We start from the raw sequence: 25,062 nt of genomic DNA, 5'->3' as shown, positions 1-25,062 counted from the left end.
AAGCGCCGTCGCGGGCGGCCGTTGCGGCGCCGAACGCGCGCGGCGTCCTCTAAGGTGAAGTCGGCTCGCGTCCGGGCGGACACGGAGCCGTCCGCCCGCGGCCCGGCCCGTGGACGACGTCCGGTGGCGGAAGGATCACGATCGTGCAGCAATCCGTCGAGTCGCGGTCCGACGAGACGGCGCCCGTCGCGCCGTGGCGCCCGCCGTGGTTCACGGCCGCCGCGTGGCTGCTCACGCTGGTCGGCCTGGCCATCTCGGCCTATCTGCTGTACTCGCACTACAACGACGACGCGCTGCTGTGCACCACCAGCGGCAAGCTGGACTGCCACGCGGTGACCACCAGCGAGTACTCCGCGCTGCTGGGCGTTCCGCTGCCCTGGCTGGGGCTGGCGTTCTTCGTCGGCTTCGCGGCGCTGATCAGCCCGCCCGCGCTGCGGTCGCCGTGGCCGCCGCTGCGCTGGGGGCGGCTGGCGTCGGTGTGCGTGGGCGTGCTGTTCGTCGTCTACCTGGTGACCGTCGAGCTGGCGATCCTCGGGAAGATCTGCCAGTGGTGCACCGGTGTGCACATCGTCACTATCCTGCTGTTCGCACTTGTCCTGTTCGATGAATTCCGGCGGGCCGGTCATGTCGACTAGGCCCGTCCGCCCGCGCGGCGCCACCGCGCGCCCGCGGTGTCCCCGCCGAGGAGAGAACCGATGAGCAAGGCCGCACGGGAGCGGTCCGCGCGCGAGCGCCTGGCCGAGCAGCGCAAGCGCGAGCAGGCGCGGCAGCGCCAGCGGCGCCTGCTGGCCATCGTGCTGGGCGCGGTGGTCGCGGTGGCGGCGGTCGTGGCGGTGACCGTGGTCGTCCTCGACCAGCGCGGAAAGCGCGACCAGAAGGCCGTCGCCTACACCGGCCCCCAGGCCCCGCTGACCCGCGAGGCCGACGGCTCGATCGTCATGGCCAAGCCGGGCGTGACCAAGCCGGTGCTGGAGATCTTCGAGGACTTCCAGTGCCCGGCCTGCAAGCACTTCGAGGAGACCACCGGCAAGACCGTCAAGCAGCTGGCCGCCGAGGGCAAGGTCAAGGTCGTCTACCGGCCGTTCCACCTGTTCGGCCAGCAGCCCGACCCGATCAAGTCGAACTCGCTGCGGTCGGCCGCGGCGGCGCTGTGCGTCCCGCCCGACAAGTGGCTCTCCTACCACGACGCGCTGTTCAAGTTCCAGCCGGTGGAGGGCAAGAAGGGCTTCGCGCCCGACGACCTGGTCGCCTGGGGCAAGGACGTCGGCGTGACCGACCCGAACTTCGACAAGTGCGTCACCGAGCAGCAGAAGAAGTCGCAGGTCGAGTCGATGACCAAGTACGCGCTGGACGACCGCAAGGTCACCGGCACGCCGACCGTCTTCCTCGACGGCCGCAAGCTGGAGAACGAGATCGCCAGCGGGGACGCCCTCCGGCAGGCGATCGAGGCCGCCGGCGGCTCCGGCCGCTGATCCCGCTCGAGCGTCGCGGCCGAGCGACGCGGTTCGAGTGTCGTAGCCGGCACCGTGGGCCCCTGGACGGGGCTCACGGTGCCGTTCTTTTACCTGTCCTGGAACGTTCTCCCGGTAGCGTCTCTACCGGCGGCACGGGGCGCCGGCATCGATCGGGGGAGCGATGGACAGGGCTGGCCGGGCGGTCGAGGGCCTGCGGCTGCTGCTGGCGGTCGTCGGGGCGGTCGCGGTGATCGCGGCGGCCCTCGCGATCGTCGTGGCGCTGCGCGCCCGCGAACGCGACGGCGGGCCGTCGTCCGGCCCCGGCACCTACCGCGGGCCGCTCGCGCCCGCGTCCCGCGCGCCGGACGGGGCCGTGGTCATGACGCAGCCCGGGGTGCGCCGGCCCGTGCTGGAGATCTTCGAGGACTTCCAGTGCCCGCTGTGCCGGGCGATGGAGCACGCCGTCGGGCCGACGATCAAGATGCTGGCCGCCGAGCGCAAGGTGAAGGTCGTCTACTGGCCGTTCCAGCGGTACCGCGGCGCCGAGGGCGAGCCGATGGCGTCCAACAGCCGCCGCGCCGCCAACGCCGCGCTGTGCGCCCCCGCCGACCGCTGGGCGGCCTACCGCGACCTGCTGTTCGCCCACCAGCCGGAGGAGGGCGTCCCCGGCTTCGCACCCGCCGACCTCGTCGGCTGGGGCCGCGAGGCCGGCATCCGCGGGGCCCGTTTCGCCTCCTGCGTCGAGGACATGCGCGAGGCCGCCCGGCTCGACGCGCTGACCCGGTACGCCGCGCGGACCCGCGGGGTGACCGACGCCCCCGCGGTCTTCCTGGACGGACGCTCCCTGGACGCGCCGGGCCAGCTGCTCGACGCCGGGGCGCTGGAGCGGGCCGTCCTCGCCGCGGGCCGCCGCTGACCGGCCGCGGGCGGGCCGGGGGCGCCGCCCCCGCCGCGGCGAAGGCGCGGCATATCGGGTTACCGACGCTTCATGGGCACCCCGGGACGCCGGAGGCGGTAACGTCAACGGACATGCAGCCGGTGGCCTTCATCCCGAGTCCTTCCCAGGGCGTCTGGCACCTCGGGCCGATCCCGATCCGCGCCTACGCCCTGATGATCATTGCTGGCATCGTCGTCGCGGTCTGGATCGGCGAGCGGCGCTGGAAAGAGCGCCACGGCACGCCCGGCGTCGTGATGGACATCGCCATCTGGGCGGTTCCGTTCGGCCTGGCGGGCGGGCGGCTCTACCACGTGATCACCGATTACCAGCGCTACTTCGGTGCCGGCCGCAACCCGGTGGACGCGCTGAAGATCTGGGAGGGCGGCCTGGGCATCTGGGGCGCCATCGCGCTCGGCGCGGTGGGCGCGGTCATCGGCTGCCGCCGCCGCGGGATCTCGGTGTCGGCGATGGCCGACACGGTCGCGCCCGGCGTCGCGCTCGCCCAGGCGATCGGCCGCTGGGGCAACTACTGGAACCAGGAGCTGTACGGGCGGCCGCTGGACGCGTTCTGGGCCCTGAAGATCGACCAGGGGCACCGTCCGCGCCTGGAGGACGGCAGCCTGGACCCCACGTACGCCGACGTCGCCACCTACCACCCCACCTTCCTGTACGAGTCGCTGTGGTGCGTCGGGGTGGCGGTCTTCGTCGTGTGGGCGCAGAAGCGCTTCAAGCTGAAGTGCGGACGCGTGTTCGCGCTCTACGTCGCCGCCTACACCGTCGGGCGGTTCTGGATCGAGGCGCTGCGCATCGACGACGCCCACCACATCCTCGGCATGCGCCTCAACGACTGGACGGCGCTGCTCGTCTTCCTGGGCGCCGTCGCGTACCTCTACCTGACCCGCAACGCGTCCTGGACCGAGACCGTCACCGTGGGCCTGCCCGACGCCTCCGACCGGGCTCCGGCCGCCGTCGCGGCCGCCCGGTCCGCCGAAACCCCCGCGGGCGCCGCCGCGGCCGAGCCCGCCCCGTCCGCCCCGTCGGGCGCGTCCGCGAGCACGGAGACCGCGGCGCCTCGGAAGGCCGCCGACGGCGTCCAGAACGACGAGACCGCCGAGTCCGCGCCGTCCGAGTCCGCGGCGTCCGAGTCCGGGCCGTCCGAGCCCGCGGCGTCCGGCACGGACGCGGACGGCACGTCGGAGGGGGCGGCGGAGACCGGCGACTCCGAGTCGGACGAGTCCGGTGAGCCGGAGGACTCCGCGACGAGCGCCGCGTCCGCCGACGCCGCCGAGGAACCGGCGCCCGAGCCCGCCGAGACTGGGCCTGCCGAGACTGGGCCTGCCGAAACGGAGCCCGCGGACGCGCGGCCTGCGTCCGAGCAGGACGAGCCGGACGGGCAGGAGCCGGAAGACCAGGAGCCGGAGAAGGGGCAGGCCGAGAAGAGCGAGGCGTCCGACCCCGCTCCCGAGCCCGGCGACGGCGACCCTGCCCATGGCGCCGATGAGACCTCCGAGGAGAATGATTCCGCGGCCGACGCCGCCCCCTCCGCCGACGCCGCCCCCTCCGACACGGACGGGACGGACGAGCCCGACCGGGCGGACGAGGCCGAGAAGGGCGACGACGCGGAGGAGCGGAGCACGGCCGAGGCCGTCAAAGACGCGCAGTAGAGACGCGCAGTAGAACCGGTGAGGAGACCAGGTGCCCGCCGAGATCCACCATCAGCACCGCGACGTCACCGGCGGCTGGCTGCGGCCCGCGGTGTTCGGCGCCATGGACGGCCTGGTCTCCAACTTCGCACTGATCGCCGGAGTGGCGGGCGGCCAGGCCGCGCAGCGGGTCGTGCTGCTGGCAGGCCTGGCCGGCCTGGCCGCGGGCGCGTTCTCCATGGCCGCGGGGGAGTACATCTCGGTGGCCTCGCAGTCGGAGCTGGCCGAGGCGGAGATCGAGGTGGAGCGCCTCGAACTGGAGCGCCACCCGCATGCGGAGCAGGCGGAGCTGGCGGCCCGCTACGTCGAGCGCGGCCTCGACCCCGAGCTGGCCGCGGAGGTCGCGCGCCAGCTGTCGCGCGACCCCGACCGGGCGCTGGAGGTGCACGCCCGCGCCGAGCTCGGGGTGACGCCGGAGGACCTGCCGTCCCCGCTGCTCGCGGCGCTGTCGTCGTTCCTGGCGTTCGCGGCGGGCGCCGTGCTGCCGGTGCTGCCGTACGCGTTCGGCGCGACGAGCCTGTGGCCGGCCGCCGTCGTCGCGGGCGTCGGGCTGTTCGGCGCGGGCGCGCTGGTGACGCGGGTGACGAAGCGCAGCTGGTGGTTCGGCGGGCTGCGCCAGCTCGGGTTCGGCGCGGGCGCGGCGGCGGTCACCTACGGCGTGGGCGCCCTGATCGGAGCGGGCGGCGTCGCACCATGACCGCTCGGTCGACGAACCGGGAGGAACCGCTCGTTTGCCCCCGCGAGGGGCGGTGTTCTCGATAGGCTCGCGAGCTGTGATCGAGGCTCGTGACACAGGTGCGCCGGAGACCGGTCGTCCGGCCGGTGGGCGGGACTTTCGGCCGGAGAACGACGGCAGGACCGGCGGCAGGAGGAAGAAGCGCAGTTCCAAGCTGCTGTTCGGCGGCATCGCCGCGGCGGTGGCCGCCGTCGCGGCGGCGGCCGTGGGCGTGGTGGTGCTGACCGGGGGCGGCGACGAGGACAAGGCCTCCGCCGGCCTGACCAACGGGCCGGGCGTGCTGCCGACCGCCTACACCCCGCAGATGGCCGACCGGCAGATGGCCCGCATCGCGCAGCGCTCGGCCGACCAGCGGCCGATGACGCAGGGCGAGGTGTTCCCGAACGACGCCAAGACGGTCACCTACCAGAACTACTCGTTCACCCTGGTCGGGGCCCAGCTGTCGAACGACTGCAAGTCGGTCACCTGGGGCCGGCGGCTGCACGAGGACCTGACCAAGGCGGGCTGCTCGCAGATCGCCCGCGGCTCCTACGTCAGCCAGGACCGCAAGTACGTCGGCCAGTTCGCCGCCATCAACCTGGCCGACCAGGAGGGCGCCGACCAGATCGTGCGGGTGATGGACCCGGCCACCAACGCCGGGTTCGTGCTGCCGCTCATGGCGCCGGGCGCGCCGAAGTTCGGCGGCGGCTTCAGCGCCGCCTACGCCCAGGCGTACGGGCACTACACGATCGTCACCTGGGTGCAGCGGGCGGGCGGCGCCCGGCCCGCCTCGCTCAACGAGATGATCGACATCAGCCTGGCCATCGAGAAGCCCGCCGACTTCGTGTGGGGCCGCCTGCCCGACGAGGGGAACGGGCGTTGACGCGGCGCGGGACGGCGGTTCGGCGCGGAACGGTCCCGCGACCGGCGCGCGAACGTTAGTCTGCGCCCTCGTGGACCGCCAAGAACCCGGCCGCGTCCCGGGGCCCCGACGGCCCGGCGCGGCTCCCCGCTCAGGTTCCCGCCCGCTGCGTTCCGGCGAGGGGCGCCCCGGCCCGCGCGACCGCCGGCCCGCTCCGGGGCAGCGGGCGCCGCGCGACGACCGGCAGGCGCCGCGCGCCGAGCGCCCGGGCCGCCCGGACGACCGCCAGCCCGGGTGGGGCGAGCACCGTCCCCGCGGACCCCGGCAGCCGCAGCCCCCGGCCCGTGAGGCGCCGCCGCGCCGCCCGGCGACCGGAGGCGACCGGCGCCCCCGGCGGCAGGTCCCGGCCGAGCCGCCGCCTGAGCAGACCCCGCGGACGCCGTTCGGGTTCGGGCGGCGTCCCCGCGGCCAGAAGCCCGCGCCGGGGGACCGCCCCGGACTCGGCCGCAAGCCCGCGGCCGACGGCCGCGACCGCCGTCCCGCCGACGGCTCCCGTCAGCCCGCTCCGGGCAAACGGCCGCCCAGGCCCGCCCCCCGGCCGCGCGACGTCGCGGCGGGCCGGCGCGACGCCCGCCCGCTGCCGGGCCGCGATCAGCGCCCGCACGTCGGCACGGGTCGGCCGTCCGCTCCGGGCCGAGGTGTGCGGCCGGGACGCCCGCACGACGGACGGGACGTCCAGGAGACCGGGCCCGGCGGCCCGCCGCCCCAGAACCGCGAGCGCCGCCGCTGGGGCAGGAAGCGCCGGACGCCCGACCCGCAGAGCGCCGCGCGGCCGCCCTACGACGAGCCGTACGGCGAGCCTTCCGCCGAATGGCAGCACCACGCAGGCGGCCGGCCGGACACCGGCGCCTACGCGGAGCACGCCGCGTGGGGAGGCTCTCCGTGGGACGCGCAGGACGTCCCGGACGCGGGCGAATGGCAGGGCCACGGCGCGGAAGTCCCAGGGCATCCCGCCGAGTGGCACGCCCCGGGCGAGGACTGGCATGGCGACGACCTGCGGATCGCCGAGGGAGACGCCGGTCCGTCCCAGGAGTGGCAGGAAGGGGCCGACGGCGAGGAACGGCAGAGCCCCGAACCCGGCGGATCCGGTCGCAAACGGCCGTGGGGGAAGAAGCGGAAGCGCGCCGGGCGCGAAGAGTCGCCGGCGGACCGGCCGGGCGGCGGACGCCCGCCGCAGCGTCCCGCCGGGAAGGGCCGCGGACCGTCCAAGAAGCCGGCGCAGCAGCGCGGCGGGGGGCTGGGGGCGCTGCCGCCGCGGGTGTTCTACGCGACCGCGGGCGCCTTGGCCGTGGTCTTCCTGGTGGGGGCGCTGGCGGTGCTGGCCCTCGGCGGCGGTGACGACGGCGCGGCCGGACGGCGGTCCCCGCAGAGCATGGGGCGCAGCCCGGCCGCCAGCGGCCCGGCGCCGGCCTCGTACTCCAGCTCGCCGTCGAGCGCGGTGTACCAGGGGATCGCGCAGCGGTCCGCCGACCGGGCCCCGCTGACCGAGGCGGAGGCGTTCCCCGCGTCGGCGAACACGATCACCGTCGAGGACGCGGGACTGCGGCTGAAGCTGAAGGCCAAGAGCCTGGACGCCGACTGCGTGGCCGCCGTGTGGGGCACGGGGATGGGCGAGCAGCTGCGCGAGCACGGCTGCACCCAGACCGCCCGCACGCTGTACGCCGACGGCGACGGCCGGTACGCGCTGTCGGTCACGGTGTTCAACCTCGCCTCGGCGTCGGACGCCGACCGGTTCGTCGACGAGATCGGCCGCGCCCGCGGCGGCGGGTTCGTGCTCCCGCTGCCCGCCGAGGCGCCGCTCGACCGGTTCGGCCAGGGCTTCGGCATGGCGCGGGGACTCGCGATGGGGCACTACGCGGTCGTGGCGTGGGCCCAGCGCCTGGACGGCAAGGGCGACGGGACGGACGAGACGCTGCTGTCCCTCCTGATCGAGGGCGGCAAGGCCCCGGGCCCGCTCGGCCGCGCGGCCCGCGCCTCCTGACCCGGTCCGGGCCCCGCGGCCCCGCATTCCCGCACGGATCGCCCGGCGTCAGAACCTCGACCGGCCCGCCGCGCCCCCGCCCGGACCGCGATCTGACCGCCGTCGGCCTGTCCGCCGTCTCCGTCTCGCACAGGCGGCGAAGTGACGGCCGACACACCGGCTGCGCCCATGGTTCGACGCCGCACCGGCGGGGAATGCTGCGGATTGCCGTGGTGTTGCGGAATTGACCACCCGATCACCCGGACGCGGTGACGTCCGCCACCGCATTGCCGGTGATTTACGGTGGCGGCACGCCGCTATCCTTGGTGAACCGCTCGGCGCCCGCATGCGAACACAGCGAAGTTTCGCGATCAGGGCGTGTCGGGGATGATCCCGACAGTGATGTAATGTCATCTCACCGCAGCAGGGCCAACGTCGTCCCGAGCCTGCACTGACCCCAGCAGTGACACGACGACGACGGGAGGGTAGATGGCCGCTGCGCTCACACCGCGTGCACCTCGGAACCAGGGGCTGTACGACCGGGCCTACGAGCACGACGCCTGCGGCGTCGGCATGGTGGCCGACCTGCACGGTCGCAAGAGCCATGACATCATCCGCAAGGCCCTGACCGTCCTGAAGAACCTGGACCACCGCGGAGCCGTGGGCGCTGAACCCGACGACGGCGACGGCGTCGGCATCCTCACCCAGATCCCGGACGCGTTCTTCCGCGAGGTCTGCGACTTCGCGCTGCCCGAGCCCGGCGCGTACGCGGCGGGCATCGCGTTCCTGCCCACCGACGCCGAGGAGCGGGCCGCGGCCGTCGCGCACATCGAGACGCTGTGCGCGGAGGAGGGGCTGGCCGTCCTCGGCTGGCGCGAGCTGCCGCACGACCCCGAGTTCGCCGGACCCGCGGCGCGCCGCGCCATGCCGCACTTCTCCCAGCTCTTCGTGGCCGCCGCCGAGGACGGCGAGCACGCCGGCAAGACCGGAATCGAGCTGGACCGCGTGGTGTTCTGCATGCGCGAACGGGCCGAGCAGGACGTCCGGGTGTACTTCCCGAGCCTGTCGGCGCGGACGATCGTCTACAAGGGGATGCTCACCACCCCGCAGCTGGAGCCGTTCTTCCCCGACCTGTCCGACCGCCGCTTCGCTACCGCCATCGCGCTGGTGCACTCGCGGTTCTCCACCAACACCTTCCCGGCCTGGGAGCTGGCCCACCCGTACCGGTTCATCGCGCACAACGGCGAGATCAACACCGTCAAGGGCAACCGGAACTGGATGCGGGCCCGCGAGGCGCTGCTGAAGTCCGACCTGATCCCCGGGGACCTGTCCCGCGTCCACCCGGTGATCGACATCGAGGCCAGCGACACCGCCTCGTTCGACGAGTGCCTGGAGCTGCTGCACCTGGGCGGCCGGTCGCTGCCGCACGCGGTGCTGATGATGATCCCGGAGGCGTGGGAGAACCACACCGGGATGGACCCCGACCGCCGCGCGTTCTACGAGTTCCACTCCACGCTGATGGAGGCGTGGGACGGCCCGGCCAGCGTGTCGTTCACCGACGGCACGATCGCCGGCGCGGTGCTGGACCGCAACGGCCTGCGCCCCGGCCGCTACTGGGTCACCGACGACGGCCTGGTGGTGCTGGCCAGCGAGGCGGGCGTGCTGGACATCCCGCCGGAGAAGGTCGTCCGCAAGGGACGCCTGCAGCCCGGCCGGATCTTCCTCATCGACACCGAGGCCGGGCGGATCATCGAGGACGACGAGGTCAAGGCCGAGCTCGCCGCCCAGCACCCCTACGCGCAGTGGCTGCGCGAGGGCCTGGTGCGGTTCGAGGAGCTGCCCGAGCGCGAGCGGGACGTCCCCGTCCACGAGCCGCTGATCAAGCGGCAGCAGACGTTCGGCTACACCCTCGAAGAGCAGCGGGTGATCCTCGCCCCGATGGCGCGCACCGGCGCCGAGCCGGTCGGCTCCATGGGCACCGACACGCCGCTGGCGGTGCTCTCGCGGCGGCCGCGCCTGCTGTTCGACTACTTCAAGCAGCTGTTCGCGCAGGTCACCAACCCTCCGCTGGACGCGATCCGCGAGGAGCTGGTGACGTCCCTGCAGTCCACGCTCGGCCCCGAGGGCAACCTGCTGGAGCCCGGCCCGGACTCGTGCCGCCGGCTCGTGCTGCCCACCCCCATCCTGGACAACGGCGAGCTCGCCAAGATCATCCACATCAACGACGAGGGCGAGCTGCCGCACCTGCAGGCCCGCGTCGTGCACGGCCTGTACGACGTCGCCGGCGGCGGCGAGGCCCTGCAGGACCGCCTGGAGGAGATCTGCGCCGAGGTGTCGCGCGCGATCGCCGACGGCGCCCGCATCATCGTGCTGTCGGACCGCGGCGCCGACCGGACCCGCGCGCCGATCCCGTCGCTGCTGCTCACCGGCGCCGTGCACCACCACCTGATCCGGGAGAAGTCCCGCACCCGCGTCGGCCTGGTGGTGGAGACCGCCGAGGCCCGCGAATGCCACCACATGGCGCTGCTCATCGGGTACGGCGCGTCCGCGGTCAACCCCTACCTGGCCATCGAGACCGTCGAGGAGCTGGTCCGCGCCGGCGACATCGCGCTGGACCGGGACACCGCCGTGCGCAACCTGATCAAGGCGTACGGCAAGGGCATCTTGAAGATCATGTCGAAGATGGGCGTGTCCACGGTCGCGTCCTACACCGGCGCGCAGATCTTCGAGGCGATCGGCCTGGGCGCCGAGGTGATCGACAAGTGCTTCACCGGCACCACCTCCCGCCTCGGCGGCGTCGGCTTCGACGTGCTGGCCCGCGAGGTCGCCGAGCGGCACCGCCGCGCCTACCCGCCGCGCGGCGTCGAGCCCCCGCACCGCACCCTGGAGGTCGGCGGCGAGTACCAGTGGCGCCGCGAGGGCGAGGAGCACCTGTTCGACCCCGAGACGGTGTTCAAGCTCCAGCACGCCACCCGCACCCGCCGCTACGAGATCTTCAAGGAGTACACCTCCAAGGTCGACGCCCAGGCCGAGCGGCTGATGACGCTGCGCGGGCTGTTCCGGCTGCGCGAGGGCGTCCGGCCGCCGGTGCCGATCGAGGAGGTCGAGCCGGTCAGCGAGATCGTCAAGCGGTTCTCCACCGGCGCGATGTCCTACGGGTCCATCTCCGCCGAGGCGCACGAGACCCTGGCCATCGCCATGAACCGGCTGGGCGGCAAGTCCAACACCGGCGAGGGCGGCGAGGACCCCGAGCGCTACGTCCCCGACCCCAACGGCGACCTGCGGCGCAGCGCCATCAAGCAGGTGGCGTCCGGCCGGTTCGGCGTGACGTCGGAGTACCTCGTCAACGCCGACGACCTGCAGATCAAGATGGCGCAGGGCGCCAAGCCCGGCGAGGGCGGCCAGCTGCCCGGCCACAAGGTCTACCCGTGGATCGCCAAGACCCGGCACTCCACCCCGGGCGTGGGGCTGATCTCGCCGCCGCCGCACCACGACATCTACTCGATCGAGGACCTGGCGCAGCTCATCCACGACCTGAAGAACGCCAACCCGGCCGCCCGCGTGCACGTCAAGCTGGTCGCCGAGGTCGGCGTCGGCACGGTCGCGGCCGGGGTGTCCAAGGCGCACGCCGACGTGGTGCTCATCTCCGGGCACGACGGCGGCACCGGCGCGTCCCCGCTGACCTCCATCAAGCACGCGGGCGCGCCGTGGGAGCTCGGCCTGGCCGAGACGCAGCAGACGCTGCTGCTCAACGGGCTGCGCGACCGCATCGTCGTGCAGACCGACGGGCAGATGAAGACCGGCCGCGACGTGATCATCGCGGCGCTGCTGGGCGCCGAGGAGTACGGCTTCGCCACCGCGCCGCTGGTGGTGTCCGGCTGCGTGATGATGCGCGTGTGCCACCTGGACACCTGCCCGGTCGGCGTGGCCACCCAGAACCCCGAGCTGCGCAAGCGGTTCACCGGCAGGCCGGAGTTCGTGGTCAACTTCTTCGAGTTCATCGCCGAGGAGGTCCGCGAGTACCTCGCCCGCCTGGGCTTCCGCTCCCTGGACGAGGCGATCGGGCACGTCGAGCTGCTCGACACCACCCGCGCCGTCGACCACTGGAAGGCGTCGGGCCTGGACCTGTCGCCGATCCTGCACAAGCCGGACCTGCCCGAGGGCACCGCGCTGCGGCAGGTCGCCAAGCAGGACCACGGCCTGGAGAAGGCCCTCGACAACACGCTGATCCAGCTCGCCGAGGGCGCCGTCAAGCACGGCCGCCCGGTGCGCCTGGAGATGCCGATCCGCAATGTCAACCGCACCGTCGGCACCATGCTCGGTCACGAGGTGACACGGGCGCGCGGTGGCGACGGCCTGCCCGATGACACCATCGACATCACCTTCACCGGTTCCGCCGGGCAGTCGTTCGGCGCCTTCATCCCCCGCGGCATCACGCTGCGACTGATCGGCGACGCCAACGACTACGTCGGCAAGGGCCTGTCGGGCGGACGCATCACCCTGCGGCCGCACCCGGACGCGCCGTTCGCCGCCGAAGAGCAGATCATCGCGGGCAACGTCCTGCTGTACGGCGCGACGTCCGGCGAGCTGTTCGCCCGCGGCGTCGTCGGCGAGCGGTTCTGCGTCCGCAACTCCGGCGCCACCGCCGTGGTGGAGGGCGTCGGCGACCACGCCCTGGAGTACATGACCGGCGGCCGCGCCGTCATCCTCGGCCGCACCGGGCGCAACCTGGCGGCCGGCATGTCCGGCGGCATCGGCTACGTCCTGGACCTCGACCCGAGCCTGGTCAACCTCGAGATGGTGGACCTGGAACCGCTCACCGGCGAGGACGCCGAGTTCGTCCGCTCGCTGGTGGAGCGGCATCTGGCCGAGACCGGTTCCACGGTGGCCGAGAAGCTGCTGGCCGACTGGGAGGGCTCCGCCGCCCGGTTCACCAAGATCATGCCGCGGGACTACCGGCGCGTCCTGGAGGCCATGGCCAGGGCCCGCGCCGAGGGACGCGACGTCGACGAGGCCGTCATGGCCGCCGCCCGGAGCTGAGGAAGGGGGTTCCACTCACATGGCAGACCCGAAGGGTTTCCTGACCGTCCAGCGGGAGCTCCCGAAGCGCCGCCCGGTCGACGTCCGCATCAAGAGCTGGCGCGAGGTCTACGAGGACTTCGGCCGCGACCGCCTGGAGAAGCAGGCCAGCCGCTGCATGGACTGCGGCATCCCGTTCTGCCACCAGGGCTGCCCGCTCGGCAACCTCATCCCCGAGTGGAACGACCTGGTGTACCGCAAGGACTGGCGGGACGCCGTCGAGCGGCTGCACGCCACGAACAACTTCCCCGAGTTCACCGGACGGCTGTGCCCGGCGCCCTGCGAGAGCGCCTGCGTGCTGGGCATCTCCCAGGAACCGGTCACCATCAAGCGCGTCGAGGTCGAGATCATCGACCGGGCGTGGGCCGAGGGCTGGGTGCGGCCGCTGCCGCCGCCGGTGAAGACGGGCAAGAAGGTCGCGATCGTCGGGTCGGGCCCGGCGGGCCTGGCCGCGGCCCAGCAGCTCACCCGCGCCGGGCACGACGTGTGCGTGTACGAGCGCGCGGACCGCATCGGCGGGCTGCTGCGCTACGGCATCCCCGAGTTCAAGATGGAGAAGCGGCACCTGGACCGGCGCATCGCCCAGATGCGCGCCGAGGGCACCGAATTCAGGACCTCGGTCAACGTGGGCGTCGACATCACCGCCGACGAGCTGCGCGCCCAGTACGACGCGGTGCTGCTGGCGGGCGGCGCCACCGTCTGGCGCGACCTGCCCGTGCCCGGCCGCGAACTCAAGGGCATCCACCAGGCCATGGAGTACCTGCCGCTGGCCAACAGGGTGCAGGAGGGCGACATGGAGGAGCCGCCCATCAGCGCCAAGGGCAAGCACGTCGTCGTCATCGGCGGCGGCGACACCGGCGCCGACTGCATCGGCACGGCGATCCGCCAGGGCGCCGAGTCGATCACCCAGCTGGAGATCATGCCGAGGCCGCCCGCCACGCGGCCCGAGCACCAGCCGTGGCCGACGTACCCGATGCTGTTCAAGATGGAGAGCGCGCACGAGGAGCTGGCCGACCTGGGCGGCGACCGGCTGTACGCCATCTCCACCCAGGAGTTCCTCGGCGACGAGGACGGCAACGTCCGCGCCCTGCGCGTGGTCGACGTGGAAGGCCCGCAGACCGGCTTCAAGCCGATCCCCGGCACCGAGCGGGAGATCCCCGCCGAGCTGGTCACCCTGGCCATGGGCTTCCTCGGCCCGCAGCGCGAGGGGCTGCTGGAGCAGCTCGGCGTCGAGCTCGACCAGCGCGGCAACGTCGCCCGCGACGCCGACTACGCCACCTCCGTGCCGGGCGTGTTCGTCGCCGGCGACATGGGCCGCGGCCAGTCCCTCATCGTCTGGGCGATCGCCGAGGGCCGGTCCGCCGCGCACGGGGTGGACAAGTACCTGTCCGGCGACACGACCCTCCCGAAGCCGATCCCGCCGACGGCGCGCCCGATCGCCTGACGGTTCCCGTACCATCGGCGAGGAAGCTCGTCGAGGCCGGCCCCGGTCGCCGGGGCCGGCCTCTTCCATGCCGCGAAGGGGGGAACCGGATGCCGAGCCGCCGGATCGAGGTCACCACCTGGTACCTGGAGCAGTGCGACCCCGGCGACCTGCGTCCCGCCCGTCCGACCTCCGCCGACATCGTCCGCGCCGAGGTCGTCCTCCCCGAACTGAGCCGCTTCCTCTACACCGCCGTCGGCGGCGACTGGTACTGGGTCGACCGCCTCCCCTGGACGTACGAGCAGTGGCGCAACTGGCTGGAACGCCCCGGCGTCGAGACCTGGATCGCCTACGTCCACGGCGCCCCCGCCGGCTTCGCCGAACTCGACCCCCAGCCCGAGGGGCAGGTCGAGATCGCCTGCTTCGGCCTTCTCCGCCCCTTCCACGGCCGGGGCATCGGCGGCCACCTGCTGTCCGTCGCCGCCGCCCGCGCCTGGGACCTGGCCGACCGCTGGCCCGACCGCAAACCCACCACCCGGGTCTGGCTCCACACCTGCTCGTTGGACGGTCCCGCGGCCCTGTCCAACTACCAGTCCCGCGGCTTCCGCCTGTACGACACCAAGATCACCAGCAAGGCGGTGGACCACCGGCCTCCCGGCCCCTGGCCCGGCGCCCGCTGACGCGACGAGCCGGCCCCGCCCGCACGGCGCCGCGACGCCCGTCGCGACCGCGCCGCTGAGGTGCGGTCCCGTCTGGGGAAATGTCATGACTCCCGGCGGGGCCTCCCTTGGTCGGCCGCGGGTATCAGTGCAGATCTGAACCGTCGCCGACCTCGGGAGGTGAGACGAGGTGCCGACCTACGTCGCGCTGTTCAACTGGACGGATCAGGGGGTTCGCGCCTGCGCGGACACCGTCGCACGGGCCGAGAACTTCGCCGCCATGGTGGAAGACGTGGGGGCGAAGCTCGTGAACCTGTACTGGACCGTCGGCGAGTACGACCTGGTAGGGATCATCGAGGCCCCCGATGACGAGACCGTCTCGGCGGCCCTGCTGCGGAACTGCGCGGCGGGCAACGTCCGCACCACGACCCTGCGGGCGTTCACCCGAGACGAGACGGCCCGGATCATCGCGAAGGCGACGGGCTGACCCGCCCGACCCCAAAGATCACGGAGGCGGTACGGCGCCGTGCGGCGATCGGTGCTCGCACTTGTCGTCGGCGTCGTGCTGTGGAGCCGTTCAGCGCCGTACGCGGAGCCTCAACGGCGAGCGCAGGTCGCCTGCAGATCACCCCGTACGCACGCCATCGACACGGCGGCGCAGATCGTGGAACGCTTCATCAACCGGCTCAAGCAAGGCGTGGCATCGCCGCCCGCTCCTGCGAGGGCGTCCGCTACTACCAGGCCGTCCTCACCTCGGCCGCCCTGATCATGTGCCGCACCGCGGCCCGGGCGGCGCGGCGCAGCCACGACGGAGCACCCTCGCATGCGCCGTGGCGAACAGCTGCTCGCAGGACCTCGCTCACTGATCGTCCAAGGTTGATGACGTAGTGTGGTGTGTCGGGCGCGCGAGGAGGGCCGTCATGCTGACCAGGATGGTGCTCGGGTTCATCAAGGGCCTCATGGCCGTCGTCACGATGTCGATGCCCGCGGCCGTTCCCGCCATCGCGATCGCCGCGACCGCGGGGGGCGTGGCCGCTGTGACGGCGGGATGCGCTTCCAGTGACGACGGGAATGACCGTGACGACGATGGCGGCGACCGAGACAACGACCGCGACAACGACCGCGACAACGACCGCGACAACGACGGAGACAACGACTGACGGGCGAGGGAGCTCCCCGATCATCAAGAGCGGCATGCGGCGGTGAGCCGACCGTCCAGCGGTCAACGGGGCCAGGCTCGGCTGCCCCTGCGGCATCCGGTTCGGCGGGGGCCACGATGCCGCCGCGATGAGGAGGGAACCTGCGCGTCATTGGTGAGCACGTCGCAGCGGGCACCGACTGTCGGGGGGCCGGTAGGCGGGCTCCTGAGCCAGGCGCTGGATCATGCACCGGGCGGGCAGAGCTTCATCAGGAAGCTCGCCATTGTCGGCACCTCAAATCCGAGCCGCGCCTGACACCCGGTCACTTCCGCGGCGTGCGGAACGGGTTCTATCGACGGACCAGGATGCGGCCGCCCCTGGCGTCCGTCTTTGTCGGGACTGGAGCGCTCCTGCTGCAGGAATGTTCAGCCGTGGTGGAAGCGATGGATCCAGCGGCGCTGCCACGGGGTTTCGACGGCGCGGGGGTGGTGGTTCTCACGCGCCCAGGCGACGGCGTCGGATGGGGAGAGGCCGGACAGGACGGCGAGGCAGGCGATGACCGTGCCGGTGCGGCCGACGCCGCCGCCGCAGGCGACCTCCACGGCTTCGCCCGCGTGTGCTCGTTCGTGCAGTCCGCGGATCTGGCGGACGGCGTCGTCCGAGTCGCGGGGGAGGAGGAAGTCGGGCCAGTCGATCCAATGGGACGGCCAGGTCAGCTGGTCCTCGTGGCGGCGGCGCAGCCGACGTGAGCCCAGGTAGAGACCGAAGTCGGGGGTCGGGCCGTCCGGGAGGGGGCGGCGCAGGCCGCGGCCTCGGATCCACGCGCCGTCGGGGAGCCGGATGGCGCCGTGCAGTCGCGGGGCGTTCATCGGACGTCGCTCCAGGCGCCGCCGTGCGGAACGGTCGGGGACGCTGAAGTGGTCGCCGCGCAGGGCGGACAAGCGTCTTGTGCAAGGTTCACGCCGGCGAAATTACTCGATTGCGGGGCGGGTACGACGAGTTGGTGCCGTTTGTTCGCTGCATCTGAAAAACAGCCATCCGCCACCGGCTCTCATTGTCCGTGTCGGCGCATCGGCGGTGACATGGGCGGCAGGGACACATGGGCGGGGGAGGGCGGCAGCGCCGCCGCCGCGATCTCGCTCGGGCCATGCGGCGTGACGTGCGGTCGGTAAGGAGCTGTTCACCTCGTGGCCGCCGGAGCGTTCTTGCGGCGCTCTAGCTTCCCAGTGGCGTTTCTCCGGGAACGCGTGAAGGGCAACGCTGAGACGATGAGGTGCATGAATGACCGTCGACCCTGACGACGTCAGTTCCAACCCGTCCTCCAACGCGACGTTCGGGGAGGTCGTCCAGGCGCGCATGTCGCGCAGGTCGGCGATCCGCGGCGGGACGCTGCTGGCCGCGGCCGGTTTCCTCGGCGCGGGAGCCGGCACCGGGCCCGCGGAGGCCGCGGTGAGCGCCGCCACGGCGACCCGCGGTCGCGGCAAGCGCGGGCTGCTGGGATTCAAGGCCGTCCCGACCGGTACGGCCGACAAGGTCGTCGTCCCCGAGGGCTACACGGCCGACGTGTTGATCCCGTGGGGCACGCCGCTGCACTCGCGCGGCCCCCGGTGGAAGAAGGACGCGTCCAACACCGCGGCCGAGCAGGCGCAGCAGATCGGCATGAACCACGACGGCATGCAGTTCTTCCCGCTGCGCGGGGGACACGAGGGTCTGCTGGTGCTCAACCACGAGTACGTGGACCAGGCGCTGCTGTTCCCCGACGGCGACGACGTGATGACCAAGGAGAAGGTCGACAAGGCCCTGGCCGCCCACGGCGTCAGCATCGTCAAGATCTCCTGGGTGAAGGGCCGCTGGCAGAAGGCCGACTCCCGCTACGACCGCAGGATCACCGGGGCGACCCCCGTGACGTTCTCCGGGCCGGTGCACGCCGCCCACCCGGCGCTGCGGGCCAAGAACAGGCCCATGGGCACGCTCAACAACTGCTCCAGCGGCGCCACCCCCTGGGGCACCTACCTGGCTTGCGAGGAGAACTGGAACAAGTACTTCGGCACCACCGACACCTCATGGAAGCCGTCCCCCGAACTCGCCCGCTACGGGGTGAGCGCCGAGGGCGGCGACTACAAGTGGCACACCGCCGACCCGCGGTTCGACGTCGCCGTCAACCCCAACGAGACCAACCGGTTCGGCTGGGTCGTCGAGATCGACCCGTTCAACCCCCGGTCCACGCCTGTCAAGCGCACCGCGCTGGGGCGCATCAAGCACGAGAGCGCCACCGTCACCGAGTCGCATGGCCGTGTCGTCGTCTACACCGGTGACGACCAGGACGGCGAGTACGTCTACAAGTTCGTCGGCAGCGCCCCCTGGCGGCTGCTGCGCGCGCTCGGCAGGAGCCCTCTGGACCACGGCACGCTGTACGTGGCGAAGTTCAACGACGACGGTTCGGGCACGTGGCTGCCGCTGAAGCACGGCACCGGCCCCTTGACCAAGGCCAACGGCTGGAAGGACCAGGCGGACGTGCTGCTGCGCACCCGCCAGGCCGCTGACGCCGTCGGCGCCACCAAGCTGGACCGGCCCGAGTGGGTGGCCGTGCACCCCGGCACCAAGGACGTCTACCTGACCTTGACCAACGGCTCCGGGTGGGACGACAAGGCCAACCCCCGCAAGCCCAACCCGTACGGGCACATCATCCGGTGGCGGGAGCGGGGCGGCGACAACACCGCCACCTCCTTCCGATGGGACATCTTCCTGCTGGCAGGGGACCCCGCGTACGACTCGAAGACGACGCTGGCGCCCGAGGACGTGTTCGGCTCCCCCGACGGCCTGGGCTTCGATCCCGACGGCCGCCTCTGGATCCAGACCGACGTGTCCAACTCGTCGCTGAACCTGGCGTCCAAGGGCTACGACCGCATCGGCAACAACCAGATGCTCGCCGCGGACCCGCGCACGGGCGAGGTGCGCCGGTTCCTCGTCGGCCCCCGCGGCTGCGAGATCACCGGGTTCGCCATGACGCCCGACGGACGCACGCTGTTCGCCAACGTCCAGCACCCGGGGGAGGCGACCACCGCCTGGGGCGTCCCGACCCCGGACGACCCCCGCGCGGTCAGCAACTGGCCCGACTTCGACCCCGAGGGCCGTCCCCGCTCGGCCACCCTGGTCATCCGCAAGAAGGACGGCGGCGTCATCGGCGCCTGACGCCGGGCGGGCCGTTCGTCGTAGGCGTTGCCTAGCATCGACGCATGGGCAAGGCAGCGGTGAACGGCCCGCGCCACCTGGACACCGGGACGCTGCGCAGGCTCCGGCTGGCCAAGGACGCCATGGACCGGGACTGGGCGGAGCCCCTGGACGTGGCGGCCGTCGCCGCGCGGGCCGGCTACTCCCGCTACCACTTCGTCCGGCTGTTCCGGGAGGCCTACGGGGAGACCCCCGGCCAGTACCTCAGCCGCAGACGCATCGAACGCGCCCAGGATCTGCTGCGTTCGGCCAACATGACCGTCACCGAGATCTGCATGCTCGTCGGGTTCACCAGCCTCGGCACGTTCTGCACCCGCTTCAAGCAGCAGACCGGCATGACCCCCACCGAGTTCCGCGCCCGCGAGCGCCGCACCGACCTCCCGCCGATCCCGGCGTGCTTCGTCCTGTACTGGGCCGGCGGATTCCGCACCCCTGACCAGGGCCGGGGCCCCCTCCCCGGTGATCACTGAGGCCGTCTCCCAACGCCGCAATTTTCGAGAAGGCGCCGGTCACCGGGGGCGCCTAGCGTGGCATCCGCGATCGCGACGCACAACGCACACGCGAAGGAGCCATACACATGATCACCGGACTGGGCATCGCCACCGTCTGGGTGCTGGACCAGGACGAGGCCAAGAAGTTCTTCACCGAGAAGCTCGGCCTGGAGCTGCGCTACGACATGTCGTTCGGTCAGGGCGGCATGCGCTGGGTCACCGTCAGCGCCAAGGACCAGCCCGACCTGCAGCTCACCCTCATGGTCCCCGGCCCGCCCTCGATGGACCCCGAGTCGGCCGAGCAGGTCAAGTCCCTGGTCGCCAAGGGCATCCTGGGCGCCGGCGCGTTCACCACGGACGACTGCCAGAAGACCTACGAGGAGCTCTCCGCGCGGGGCGTGGAGTTCATCCAGAAGCCCGAGAAGCGCCCCTACGGCATCGAGGCGCTCTTCCGCGACAACTCCGGCAACTGGTTCAGCCTCACCCAGCCCACCGGGGAATTCGACCACAGCGTCGACTGGGAGCCCTGCGGCCGGGACGAACAGCAGTGACCGCGAAGGTCGCGATGACGGTGGCCCCGTACAGCACGTGAGGGTCTCCGGGGTCGGTGTGGACTGCGACCACCGCACCGACCCCAGGAGGACCTCATGCCCACCGCGACGCGGCGCTCACGGAGACCCCGGCAGGCTCCCCGCCATATCCGGTGTGGAGACCTATGGCCTAGATCAATGGCTGGGCGCGTCGGCCCGCCGCCGACGGCCCGCACGGACCGTCGGCGGCGACGTGCGCATCTGCGGACGCGGGCCGCAGCACGGCGTTCCGACGGCCCGAGGCGGCCGCCCGCGGGCGCTCAGGAGGACGGCGGCGCCAGCCGCGCGCCCAGCTCGCGGACGACGTCCACCAGCAGCTCGGCGTCGCCCTTGGTGGTGCGCCAGTTGACCAGGGCGGGACGGAAGACGGTCATGCCCCGGTAGGACGACGTCCCCGCGTACACCCGGCCATCGGCCAGCAGCGCCTCGCCCAGACGGGCGTTCAGCTCGTTCAGCCGGTCCTCCGGCACCCCCGGAGGCCGGTACCGGAAGCACACCACGCAGAGCTGCACCGGAGCCATCAGCTCCAGGTCGGGTGCGCTGTCGACGAGCTTGCCGAGGTGCGCCGCCACGTCCAGATGCCGTTCCACCATGGCCCGGTATCCGTCCCGCCCGTAGGCGCGCAACGTCGCCCAGATCGGCAGTGCACGCGCGCGCCGTGACGACTCCGGGCCCAGGGTGTTGTAGTCGATCCGCTCCTCGTCGGCCGGGGCGGATTCCAGGTACGCGGCGCCCCACGCCCCGAACGCCTGCCTCAGGCGCCCCCGGTCACGCACGAACGAGAAACCGGTGTCGTACGGCACGTTCAGCCACTTGTGCCCGTCGGCCGTCACCGAGTCCGCGCGTTCCACGCCCCGCGCCAGGTGCGCCGTCCGCGGCGACAACGCCGCGAACATCCCGAACGCGCCGTCGACGTGAAGCCACGCCCCATGCCGCTCGGCCAGGTCGGCCAACGCCTCGATGGGATCGGAGTCGCCCGTGTTGACCTCCCCGAGGTTCGCCACGATCACCGCGCGGCCCTCGACCGCCGCCAACGCCTCGTCCATCGCCGCCAGGTCGACCCGCCCCGCGTCGTCGCGCGCGAACACCCGCAGGGTGTCGCGTCCGCATCCGAGGATCTGCAGGGCCTTGCGGGTGCTGGCGTGAACCAGCCCGCTGCTGAACACCGGCATGGGCGGCAGCCCCGCCAGGCCGTGCGCGGACACGTCCACCCCGTGCCGCTCCGCCCACCACGACCGCGCCGCCGCCAACCCCGTCACGTGCGCGAGCGTCGCGCTGGGCGTCAGCACGCCTCCGAAGGACGCGGGCAGCCCGAACAGGTCCTTCAGCCACTCCAGAACGGTCGTCTCGAGCCGCGAGGCCAGCGGCGAGGCCAGCCACAGCCCGGCCACCTGGTCCAGCAGCGAGGTCGCCCAGTCCCCGGCCATGGCCGCGGGCGTCGCGCCGCCCACCACGAAATGGAAGAACCGCGGCCCCGACGAATGCGTGGCCGCCTGCGTGCCGACCCGCAGCAGCCTCTCCACCGCGGCCCGCGCGCCCTCGCCCCGCTCCGGCAGCGGCCCCTCCAGCTCGCCGATCAAGGCGTCGGCGCCGCCGTCGTGCACCGGCCTCGACGAGAGGCTCTCCAAATACGGGCCGGCCGCATCGGTCACCATCCGCAGCACCGGAAACGCCCGGTCGCGTTCGTCGAACGGATCAGTCATGCGGACAGTGAACCAGCGCCGTCTCCCCGCATGGAACGGGACAAGCCCCCGCAGTCCGTCGCGAATCAGCTACAGCAGCGCTCGGATCGGCACTCCCGCCAGGTCGCGGACGTCGTGCGCGAGATGAGCCTGATCGGCGTATCCGGCGGCGCATGCCGCCTCGGCCAGCGGCACGCCCGCCCGGGCTTCGCGCAGAGCACGCTGGAAACGCAGCACCCGCTGCAACGTCTTGGGTCCGTACCCGAACGCCGCCACCGCCCGGCGGCGCAGCTGGCGTTCCCCCAACCCCAGCATGTCGGCCATGTCCCGCACCGGCACGCCCCGTGCCGCCGCCCGCACCACGACCGGCGCGATCGGGTCGGGCGGCCCGGCCGCCGCGGCGCGCTCCAGGACGGCGCCGACCAACACTGCGTGCGGCGAGGACGCGGCGGCCACCGCCTCGCCGAGTCGGTCCGCGTCCGCGCCCCACAGCTCCCGCAGGGGCGGCCGCGCGTCCCGGACCGCGTCGGCGGGCACCCCCAGCGCGGGCGGTGCCGCCCCCGGGCCGAACCGGACCCCGACCAGGCGTTCGCCCGGCAGGATCTCGGCCAGGTCCGGGCGGGTGTCGGGGCCCGCCACGGTGATCCGCGCGTCCCGGCTCCACCAGATCACGTCGACGCAGCCGTCCGGCACCACCCGCTGCACATACGGCCCCCCGGCGTCGGGCGCCGCCCCGTGCGACCACAGGCACACCAGACCCGACCCGGGCGGGGCCGGGCCCTCGCGATAGCGCGCGGCGCCCATGACATCCCTGCATACCATCCCCGCGGGCGGGCAGAGGGACCGGTGGCCGACCCGAAGCGAGAAGGAGGTCGCCGTCATGGCCACCGATCTGCAGGGCAGGACCATCGCCTTCCTCGTCGCGCCGGAAGGCGTCGAGCAGGCCGAGCTCACCGAGCCGTGGACGGCCGTCGAGCAGGCGGGCGGCGAACCGCGCCTGGTGTCCACCCGGGCGGGCCGCGTCCAGGCCTTCCACCACCTCGACAAGGCCGACACCTTCGAGGTCGACGCCACCGTCGACACCGTCGACCCCGCCGCGTTCCACGGGCTGGTGCTGCCCGGCGGCGTCGCCAACCCCGACTTCCTGCGAATGCAGCCGAAGGCGGTCGCCTTCGTCCGCGCCTTCTTCGACGCGGGCAGGCCGGTCGCCGCCATCTGCCACGCGCCGTGGACGCTCATCGAGGCCGACGCCGTCCGCGGCCGCACCCTCACCTCCTGGCCGAGTCTGCGCACCGACCTGCGCAACGCCGGGGCCGCCTGGGTGGACGAGGAAGTGCAGATCTGCCGGGACGGCCCGAACACGCTGGTCACCAGCCGCAAGCCCGACGACCTCAAGGCCTTCTGCCAAGCCGCCGTCGACGCCTTCCGCTCCTGACTCTCCGAGGGGTTCCAGAAGGGGCTCCGGCAGCAGACCCGGCCGACGCCCGCGGGCGGGCCGCACAGCGGCGCGGGAGACGGTCTCGGACACGCCGAGGAGCCTATGGTCTAGACCTTGCCCTAGACCAATCGATGAATCTGCGACGACCGTATCCTGCATGAATATCCGTACCGGCAGGTAACTAAGTAGCGTTGTGCACGTGACCCGTCGAGCGAAAATCGTCAGTACCATCGGTCCGGCCTGCTCCAGCGCGGAGCAGATCCGCGGCCTCGTGGAAGCCGGCATCGACGTCGCCCGCCTCAACATGAGCCACGGCGAGCACGCCCTCCACGAGCAGGTCTTCCACCGCGTCCGCGCCGCCGCCGAGGCCACCGGCCGCGGCGTCGGCGTCCTCGCCGACCTGCAGGGCCCCAAGATCCGCATCGGACGCTTCCCCGACGGCCCGGTGCGCCTGACACTGGGGGACGAGTTCACCATCACCACCGAGGACGTCCCCGGGAACCGCCAGCAGGTGTCCACCACGTACAAGGGCCTGCCCGGCGACGTCGCGCCCGGCGACACCATCCTCGTCGACGACGGCCGCGTGTCCCTGCGCGTCATCGAGGTGGACGGCCCCCGGGTGCGCACCACCGTCACCGTCGGCGGCATGGTCTCCGACAACAAGGGCCTCAACCTGCCCGGCGTCCCCGTCAGCGTCCCCGCCCTCACCGAGAAGGACGAGGCGGACCTGCGCTGGGCGCTGCGCCTCGGCGTCGACATGGTCGCCCTGTCCTTCGTGCGCACCCCCGAGGACGCCACCGCCTGCTACAAGATCATGGACGAGGAGGGCGTCCGCGTCCCCCTCATCGCCAAGATCGAAAAGCCGCAGGCGGTGGAACGCCTCCCCGAGATCGTCGCCGCCTTCGACGGCGTCATGGTCGCCCGCGGCGACCTCGGCGTGGAGCTGCCCCTCGAGCAGGTCCCGATCGTCCAGAAGCGCGCCATCGAGCTGTGCCGCGAGAAGGCCCGCCCCGTGATCGTGGCCACCCAGATGCTGGACTCGATGATCTCCTCGCCGCGGCCCACCCGCGCCGAGACCTCCGACGTCGCCAACGCCGTCTTCGAGGGCGCGGACGCCGTCATGCTGTCCGGCGAGACCAGCGTCGGCCAGTACCCGATCGAGGCGGTCCAGACCATGAGCCGCATCGTCGAGACCGCCGAGAAGGCGTCGCTGCAGGCCACCCACACCCTCACCCGCATCCCCGAGACCGTCGGCGGCGCCATCGCCCGCGCCGCGGCCGAGGTCGGCGCGATCGTCGGCGCCGAGGCCCTGGTCGCCTTCACCATGTCCGGCGAGACCGCCCGCCGCCTGTCGCGCTACCGGTCGCCCATCCCGCTGCTGGCGTTCACCTCCGTGCCCGCCACCCGCGGCCGCCTGGCCCACGTCTGGGGCGTCGAGACGTTCATCGTCCCCCACGTCGACCACACCGACGAGATGTTCCGCCAGGTCGAGCAGGCCCTGCTGGAGCTCGGACGCTGCCAGAAGGGCGACCGCGTCGTCGTGGTGGCCGGTTCGCCCCCCGGCACCCCCGGCTCCACCAACGTCCTGCGCGTCCTGCGCATCGGCGACGCCATCGCCGGCGCCATGCGCGATTGACCA

General features: G+C 72.8%; 20 protein-coding genes. 17 read left to right on the top strand and 3 right to left on the bottom strand.

Annotated elements, in window-relative coordinates; translation table 11 throughout:
- Positions 1-143: 143 nt before the first annotated feature.
- The 12 genes from AR3_RS08105 to AR3_RS08045 all read left to right on the top strand — a co-directional run bounded on the left by AR3_RS08105 (position 144) and on the right by AR3_RS08045 (position 16,012).
- Positions 144-635, top strand: a complete 492-nt coding sequence (locus tag AR3_RS08105) for a vitamin K epoxide reductase family protein (protein ID WP_067910873.1) — start codon at positions 144-146, stop codon at positions 633-635.
- 60 nt (positions 636-695) lie between these two features.
- On the top strand, positions 696-1,472 hold the full coding sequence (locus tag AR3_RS08100; RefSeq protein ID WP_067910871.1) for a DsbA family protein: 777 nt from the start codon (positions 696-698) through the stop codon (positions 1,470-1,472).
- Between the two features lie 163 nt (positions 1,473-1,635).
- Positions 1,636-2,370: a DsbA family protein gene (locus AR3_RS08095; protein WP_067910868.1), complete on the top strand. Its 735-nt coding sequence runs from the start codon at positions 1,636-1,638 to the stop codon at positions 2,368-2,370.
- Positions 2,371-2,483: 113 nt separating this feature from the next.
- Positions 2,484-4,055 (top strand): prolipoprotein diacylglyceryl transferase, encoded by a 1,572-nt coding sequence (gene lgt, locus AR3_RS29395; protein ID WP_083951082.1) that lies wholly within the window; start codon positions 2,484-2,486, stop codon positions 4,053-4,055.
- Positions 4,056-4,086: 31 nt separating this feature from the next.
- On the top strand, positions 4,087-4,791 hold the full coding sequence (locus AR3_RS08085) for a VIT1/CCC1 transporter family protein (RefSeq protein WP_067910865.1): 705 nt from the start codon (positions 4,087-4,089) through the stop codon (positions 4,789-4,791).
- Positions 4,792-4,867: 76 nt separating this feature from the next.
- Entirely contained in the window at positions 4,868-5,692 is an 825-nt protein-coding gene (locus AR3_RS08080) for a hypothetical protein (protein ID WP_067910862.1), read from the top strand.
- A 70-nt stretch (positions 5,693-5,762) separates the two neighbouring features.
- Positions 5,763-7,712 (top strand): hypothetical protein, encoded by a 1,950-nt coding sequence (locus AR3_RS08070; protein ID WP_146150191.1) that lies wholly within the window; start codon positions 5,763-5,765, stop codon positions 7,710-7,712.
- A gap of 468 nt (positions 7,713-8,180) precedes the next feature.
- Positions 8,181-12,731, top strand: a complete 4,551-nt coding sequence (gene gltB / locus AR3_RS08065; protein WP_067910852.1) for a glutamate synthase large subunit — start codon at positions 8,181-8,183, stop codon at positions 12,729-12,731.
- 19 nt (positions 12,732-12,750) lie between these two features.
- Positions 12,751-14,214, top strand: a complete 1,464-nt coding sequence (locus AR3_RS08060; protein WP_067910848.1) for a glutamate synthase subunit beta — start codon at positions 12,751-12,753, stop codon at positions 14,212-14,214.
- Positions 14,215-14,303: 89 nt separating this feature from the next.
- Complete coding sequence (locus AR3_RS08055) at positions 14,304-14,873, top strand: GNAT family N-acetyltransferase (protein WP_067910844.1); 570 nt, start codon at positions 14,304-14,306, stop codon at positions 14,871-14,873.
- Positions 14,874-15,042: 169 nt separating this feature from the next.
- Positions 15,043-15,339, top strand: coding sequence for a GYD domain-containing protein (locus tag AR3_RS08050; RefSeq protein ID WP_067910841.1), 297 nt, complete (start codon positions 15,043-15,045; stop codon positions 15,337-15,339).
- Between the two features lie 433 nt (positions 15,340-15,772).
- Positions 15,773-16,012 carry a hypothetical protein gene (locus tag AR3_RS08045; RefSeq protein WP_067910838.1) on the top strand — a complete coding sequence of 80 codons (240 nt, stop codon included), beginning with the start codon at positions 15,773-15,775 and terminating at the stop codon, positions 16,010-16,012.
- A 404-nt stretch (positions 16,013-16,416) separates the two neighbouring features.
- On the opposite strand, the gene AR3_RS08040 is transcribed toward AR3_RS08045, so the two are convergent.
- The gene (locus AR3_RS08040) at positions 16,417-16,860 is read right to left on the bottom strand and encodes a protein-tyrosine phosphatase family protein (RefSeq protein ID WP_067910935.1); all 444 of its coding nucleotides are present in this window, start codon (positions 16,858-16,860) and stop codon (positions 16,417-16,419) included.
- A 412-nt stretch (positions 16,861-17,272) separates the two neighbouring features.
- On the opposite strand from AR3_RS08040, the gene AR3_RS08035 reads away from it, so the two are divergent.
- The 3 genes from AR3_RS08035 to AR3_RS08025 all read left to right on the top strand — a co-directional run bounded on the left by AR3_RS08035 (position 17,273) and on the right by AR3_RS08025 (position 20,264).
- Entirely contained in the window at positions 17,273-19,183 is a 1,911-nt protein-coding gene (locus tag AR3_RS08035) for a PhoX family protein (protein WP_067910835.1), read from the top strand.
- A gap of 44 nt (positions 19,184-19,227) precedes the next feature.
- A complete protein-coding gene (locus AR3_RS08030) occupies positions 19,228-19,692 on the top strand; it encodes a helix-turn-helix transcriptional regulator (RefSeq protein ID WP_067910832.1) in 465 nt (154 codons plus the stop codon).
- Positions 19,693-19,799: 107 nt separating this feature from the next.
- The gene (locus AR3_RS08025; RefSeq protein WP_067910828.1) at positions 19,800-20,264 is read left to right on the top strand and encodes a VOC family protein; all 465 of its coding nucleotides are present in this window, start codon (positions 19,800-19,802) and stop codon (positions 20,262-20,264) included.
- A gap of 299 nt (positions 20,265-20,563) precedes the next feature.
- Here the strand turns inward: AR3_RS08025 and AR3_RS08020 are convergent, their stop codons facing one another.
- Entirely contained in the window at positions 20,564-22,006 is a 1,443-nt protein-coding gene (locus AR3_RS08020) for a pyridoxal phosphate-dependent decarboxylase family protein (RefSeq protein ID WP_067910826.1), read from the bottom strand.
- A gap of 69 nt (positions 22,007-22,075) precedes the next feature.
- Entirely contained in the window at positions 22,076-22,789 is a 714-nt protein-coding gene (locus AR3_RS08015) for a helix-turn-helix domain-containing protein (RefSeq protein ID WP_067910823.1), read from the bottom strand.
- A gap of 76 nt (positions 22,790-22,865) precedes the next feature.
- Here AR3_RS08015 and AR3_RS08010 point away from each other — a divergent pair, with 76 nt between their 5' ends.
- On the top strand, positions 22,866-23,420 hold the full coding sequence (locus AR3_RS08010; RefSeq protein WP_067910820.1) for a type 1 glutamine amidotransferase domain-containing protein: 555 nt from the start codon (positions 22,866-22,868) through the stop codon (positions 23,418-23,420).
- A 202-nt stretch (positions 23,421-23,622) separates the two neighbouring features.
- Entirely contained in the window at positions 23,623-25,059 is a 1,437-nt protein-coding gene (pyk, locus tag AR3_RS08005; RefSeq protein ID WP_067910933.1) for a pyruvate kinase, read from the top strand.
- Positions 25,060-25,062 lie beyond the last annotated feature (3 nt).

The organism is Actinomadura rubrobrunea NBRC 15275, from assembly GCF_001552235.1.
Taxonomy (GTDB): Bacteria; Actinomycetota; Actinomycetes; order Streptosporangiales; family Streptosporangiaceae; genus Spirillospora; species Spirillospora viridilutea.
This window is presented reverse-complemented; position numbering and strand designations above follow the sequence as displayed.

Bases quoted from the DNA above. Each gene is read 5' to 3' on its own strand.
- gltB (WP_067910852.1), top strand. From the start codon at position 8,181: ATGGCCGCTGCGCTCACACCGCGTGCACCTCGGAACCAGGGGCTGTAC.
- AR3_RS08010 (WP_067910820.1), top strand. From the start codon at position 22,866: ATGGCCACCGATCTGCAGGGCAGGACCATCGCCTTCCTCGTCGCGCCG.
- AR3_RS08025 (WP_067910828.1), top strand. From the start codon at position 19,800: ATGATCACCGGACTGGGCATCGCCACCGTCTGGGTGCTGGACCAGGAC.
- AR3_RS08030 (WP_067910832.1), top strand. From the start codon at position 19,228: ATGGGCAAGGCAGCGGTGAACGGCCCGCGCCACCTGGACACCGGGACG.
- AR3_RS08015 (WP_067910823.1), bottom strand. From the start codon at position 22,789: ATGGGCGCCGCGCGCTATCGCGAGGGCCCGGCCCCGCCCGGGTCGGGT.
- AR3_RS08045 (WP_067910838.1), top strand. From the start codon at position 15,773: ATGCTGACCAGGATGGTGCTCGGGTTCATCAAGGGCCTCATGGCCGTC.
- AR3_RS08100 (WP_067910871.1), top strand. From the start codon at position 696: ATGAGCAAGGCCGCACGGGAGCGGTCCGCGCGCGAGCGCCTGGCCGAG.
- AR3_RS08055 (WP_067910844.1), top strand. From the start codon at position 14,304: ATGCCGAGCCGCCGGATCGAGGTCACCACCTGGTACCTGGAGCAGTGC.
- AR3_RS08060 (WP_067910848.1), top strand. From the start codon at position 12,751: ATGGCAGACCCGAAGGGTTTCCTGACCGTCCAGCGGGAGCTCCCGAAG.
- AR3_RS08035 (WP_067910835.1), top strand. From the start codon at position 17,273: ATGACCGTCGACCCTGACGACGTCAGTTCCAACCCGTCCTCCAACGCG.
- AR3_RS08040 (WP_067910935.1), bottom strand. From the start codon at position 16,860: ATGAACGCCCCGCGACTGCACGGCGCCATCCGGCTCCCCGACGGCGCG.
- AR3_RS08095 (WP_067910868.1), top strand. From the start codon at position 1,636: ATGGACAGGGCTGGCCGGGCGGTCGAGGGCCTGCGGCTGCTGCTGGCG.
- lgt (WP_083951082.1), top strand. From the start codon at position 2,484: ATGCAGCCGGTGGCCTTCATCCCGAGTCCTTCCCAGGGCGTCTGGCAC.
- AR3_RS08020 (WP_067910826.1), bottom strand. From the start codon at position 22,006: ATGACTGATCCGTTCGACGAACGCGACCGGGCGTTTCCGGTGCTGCGG.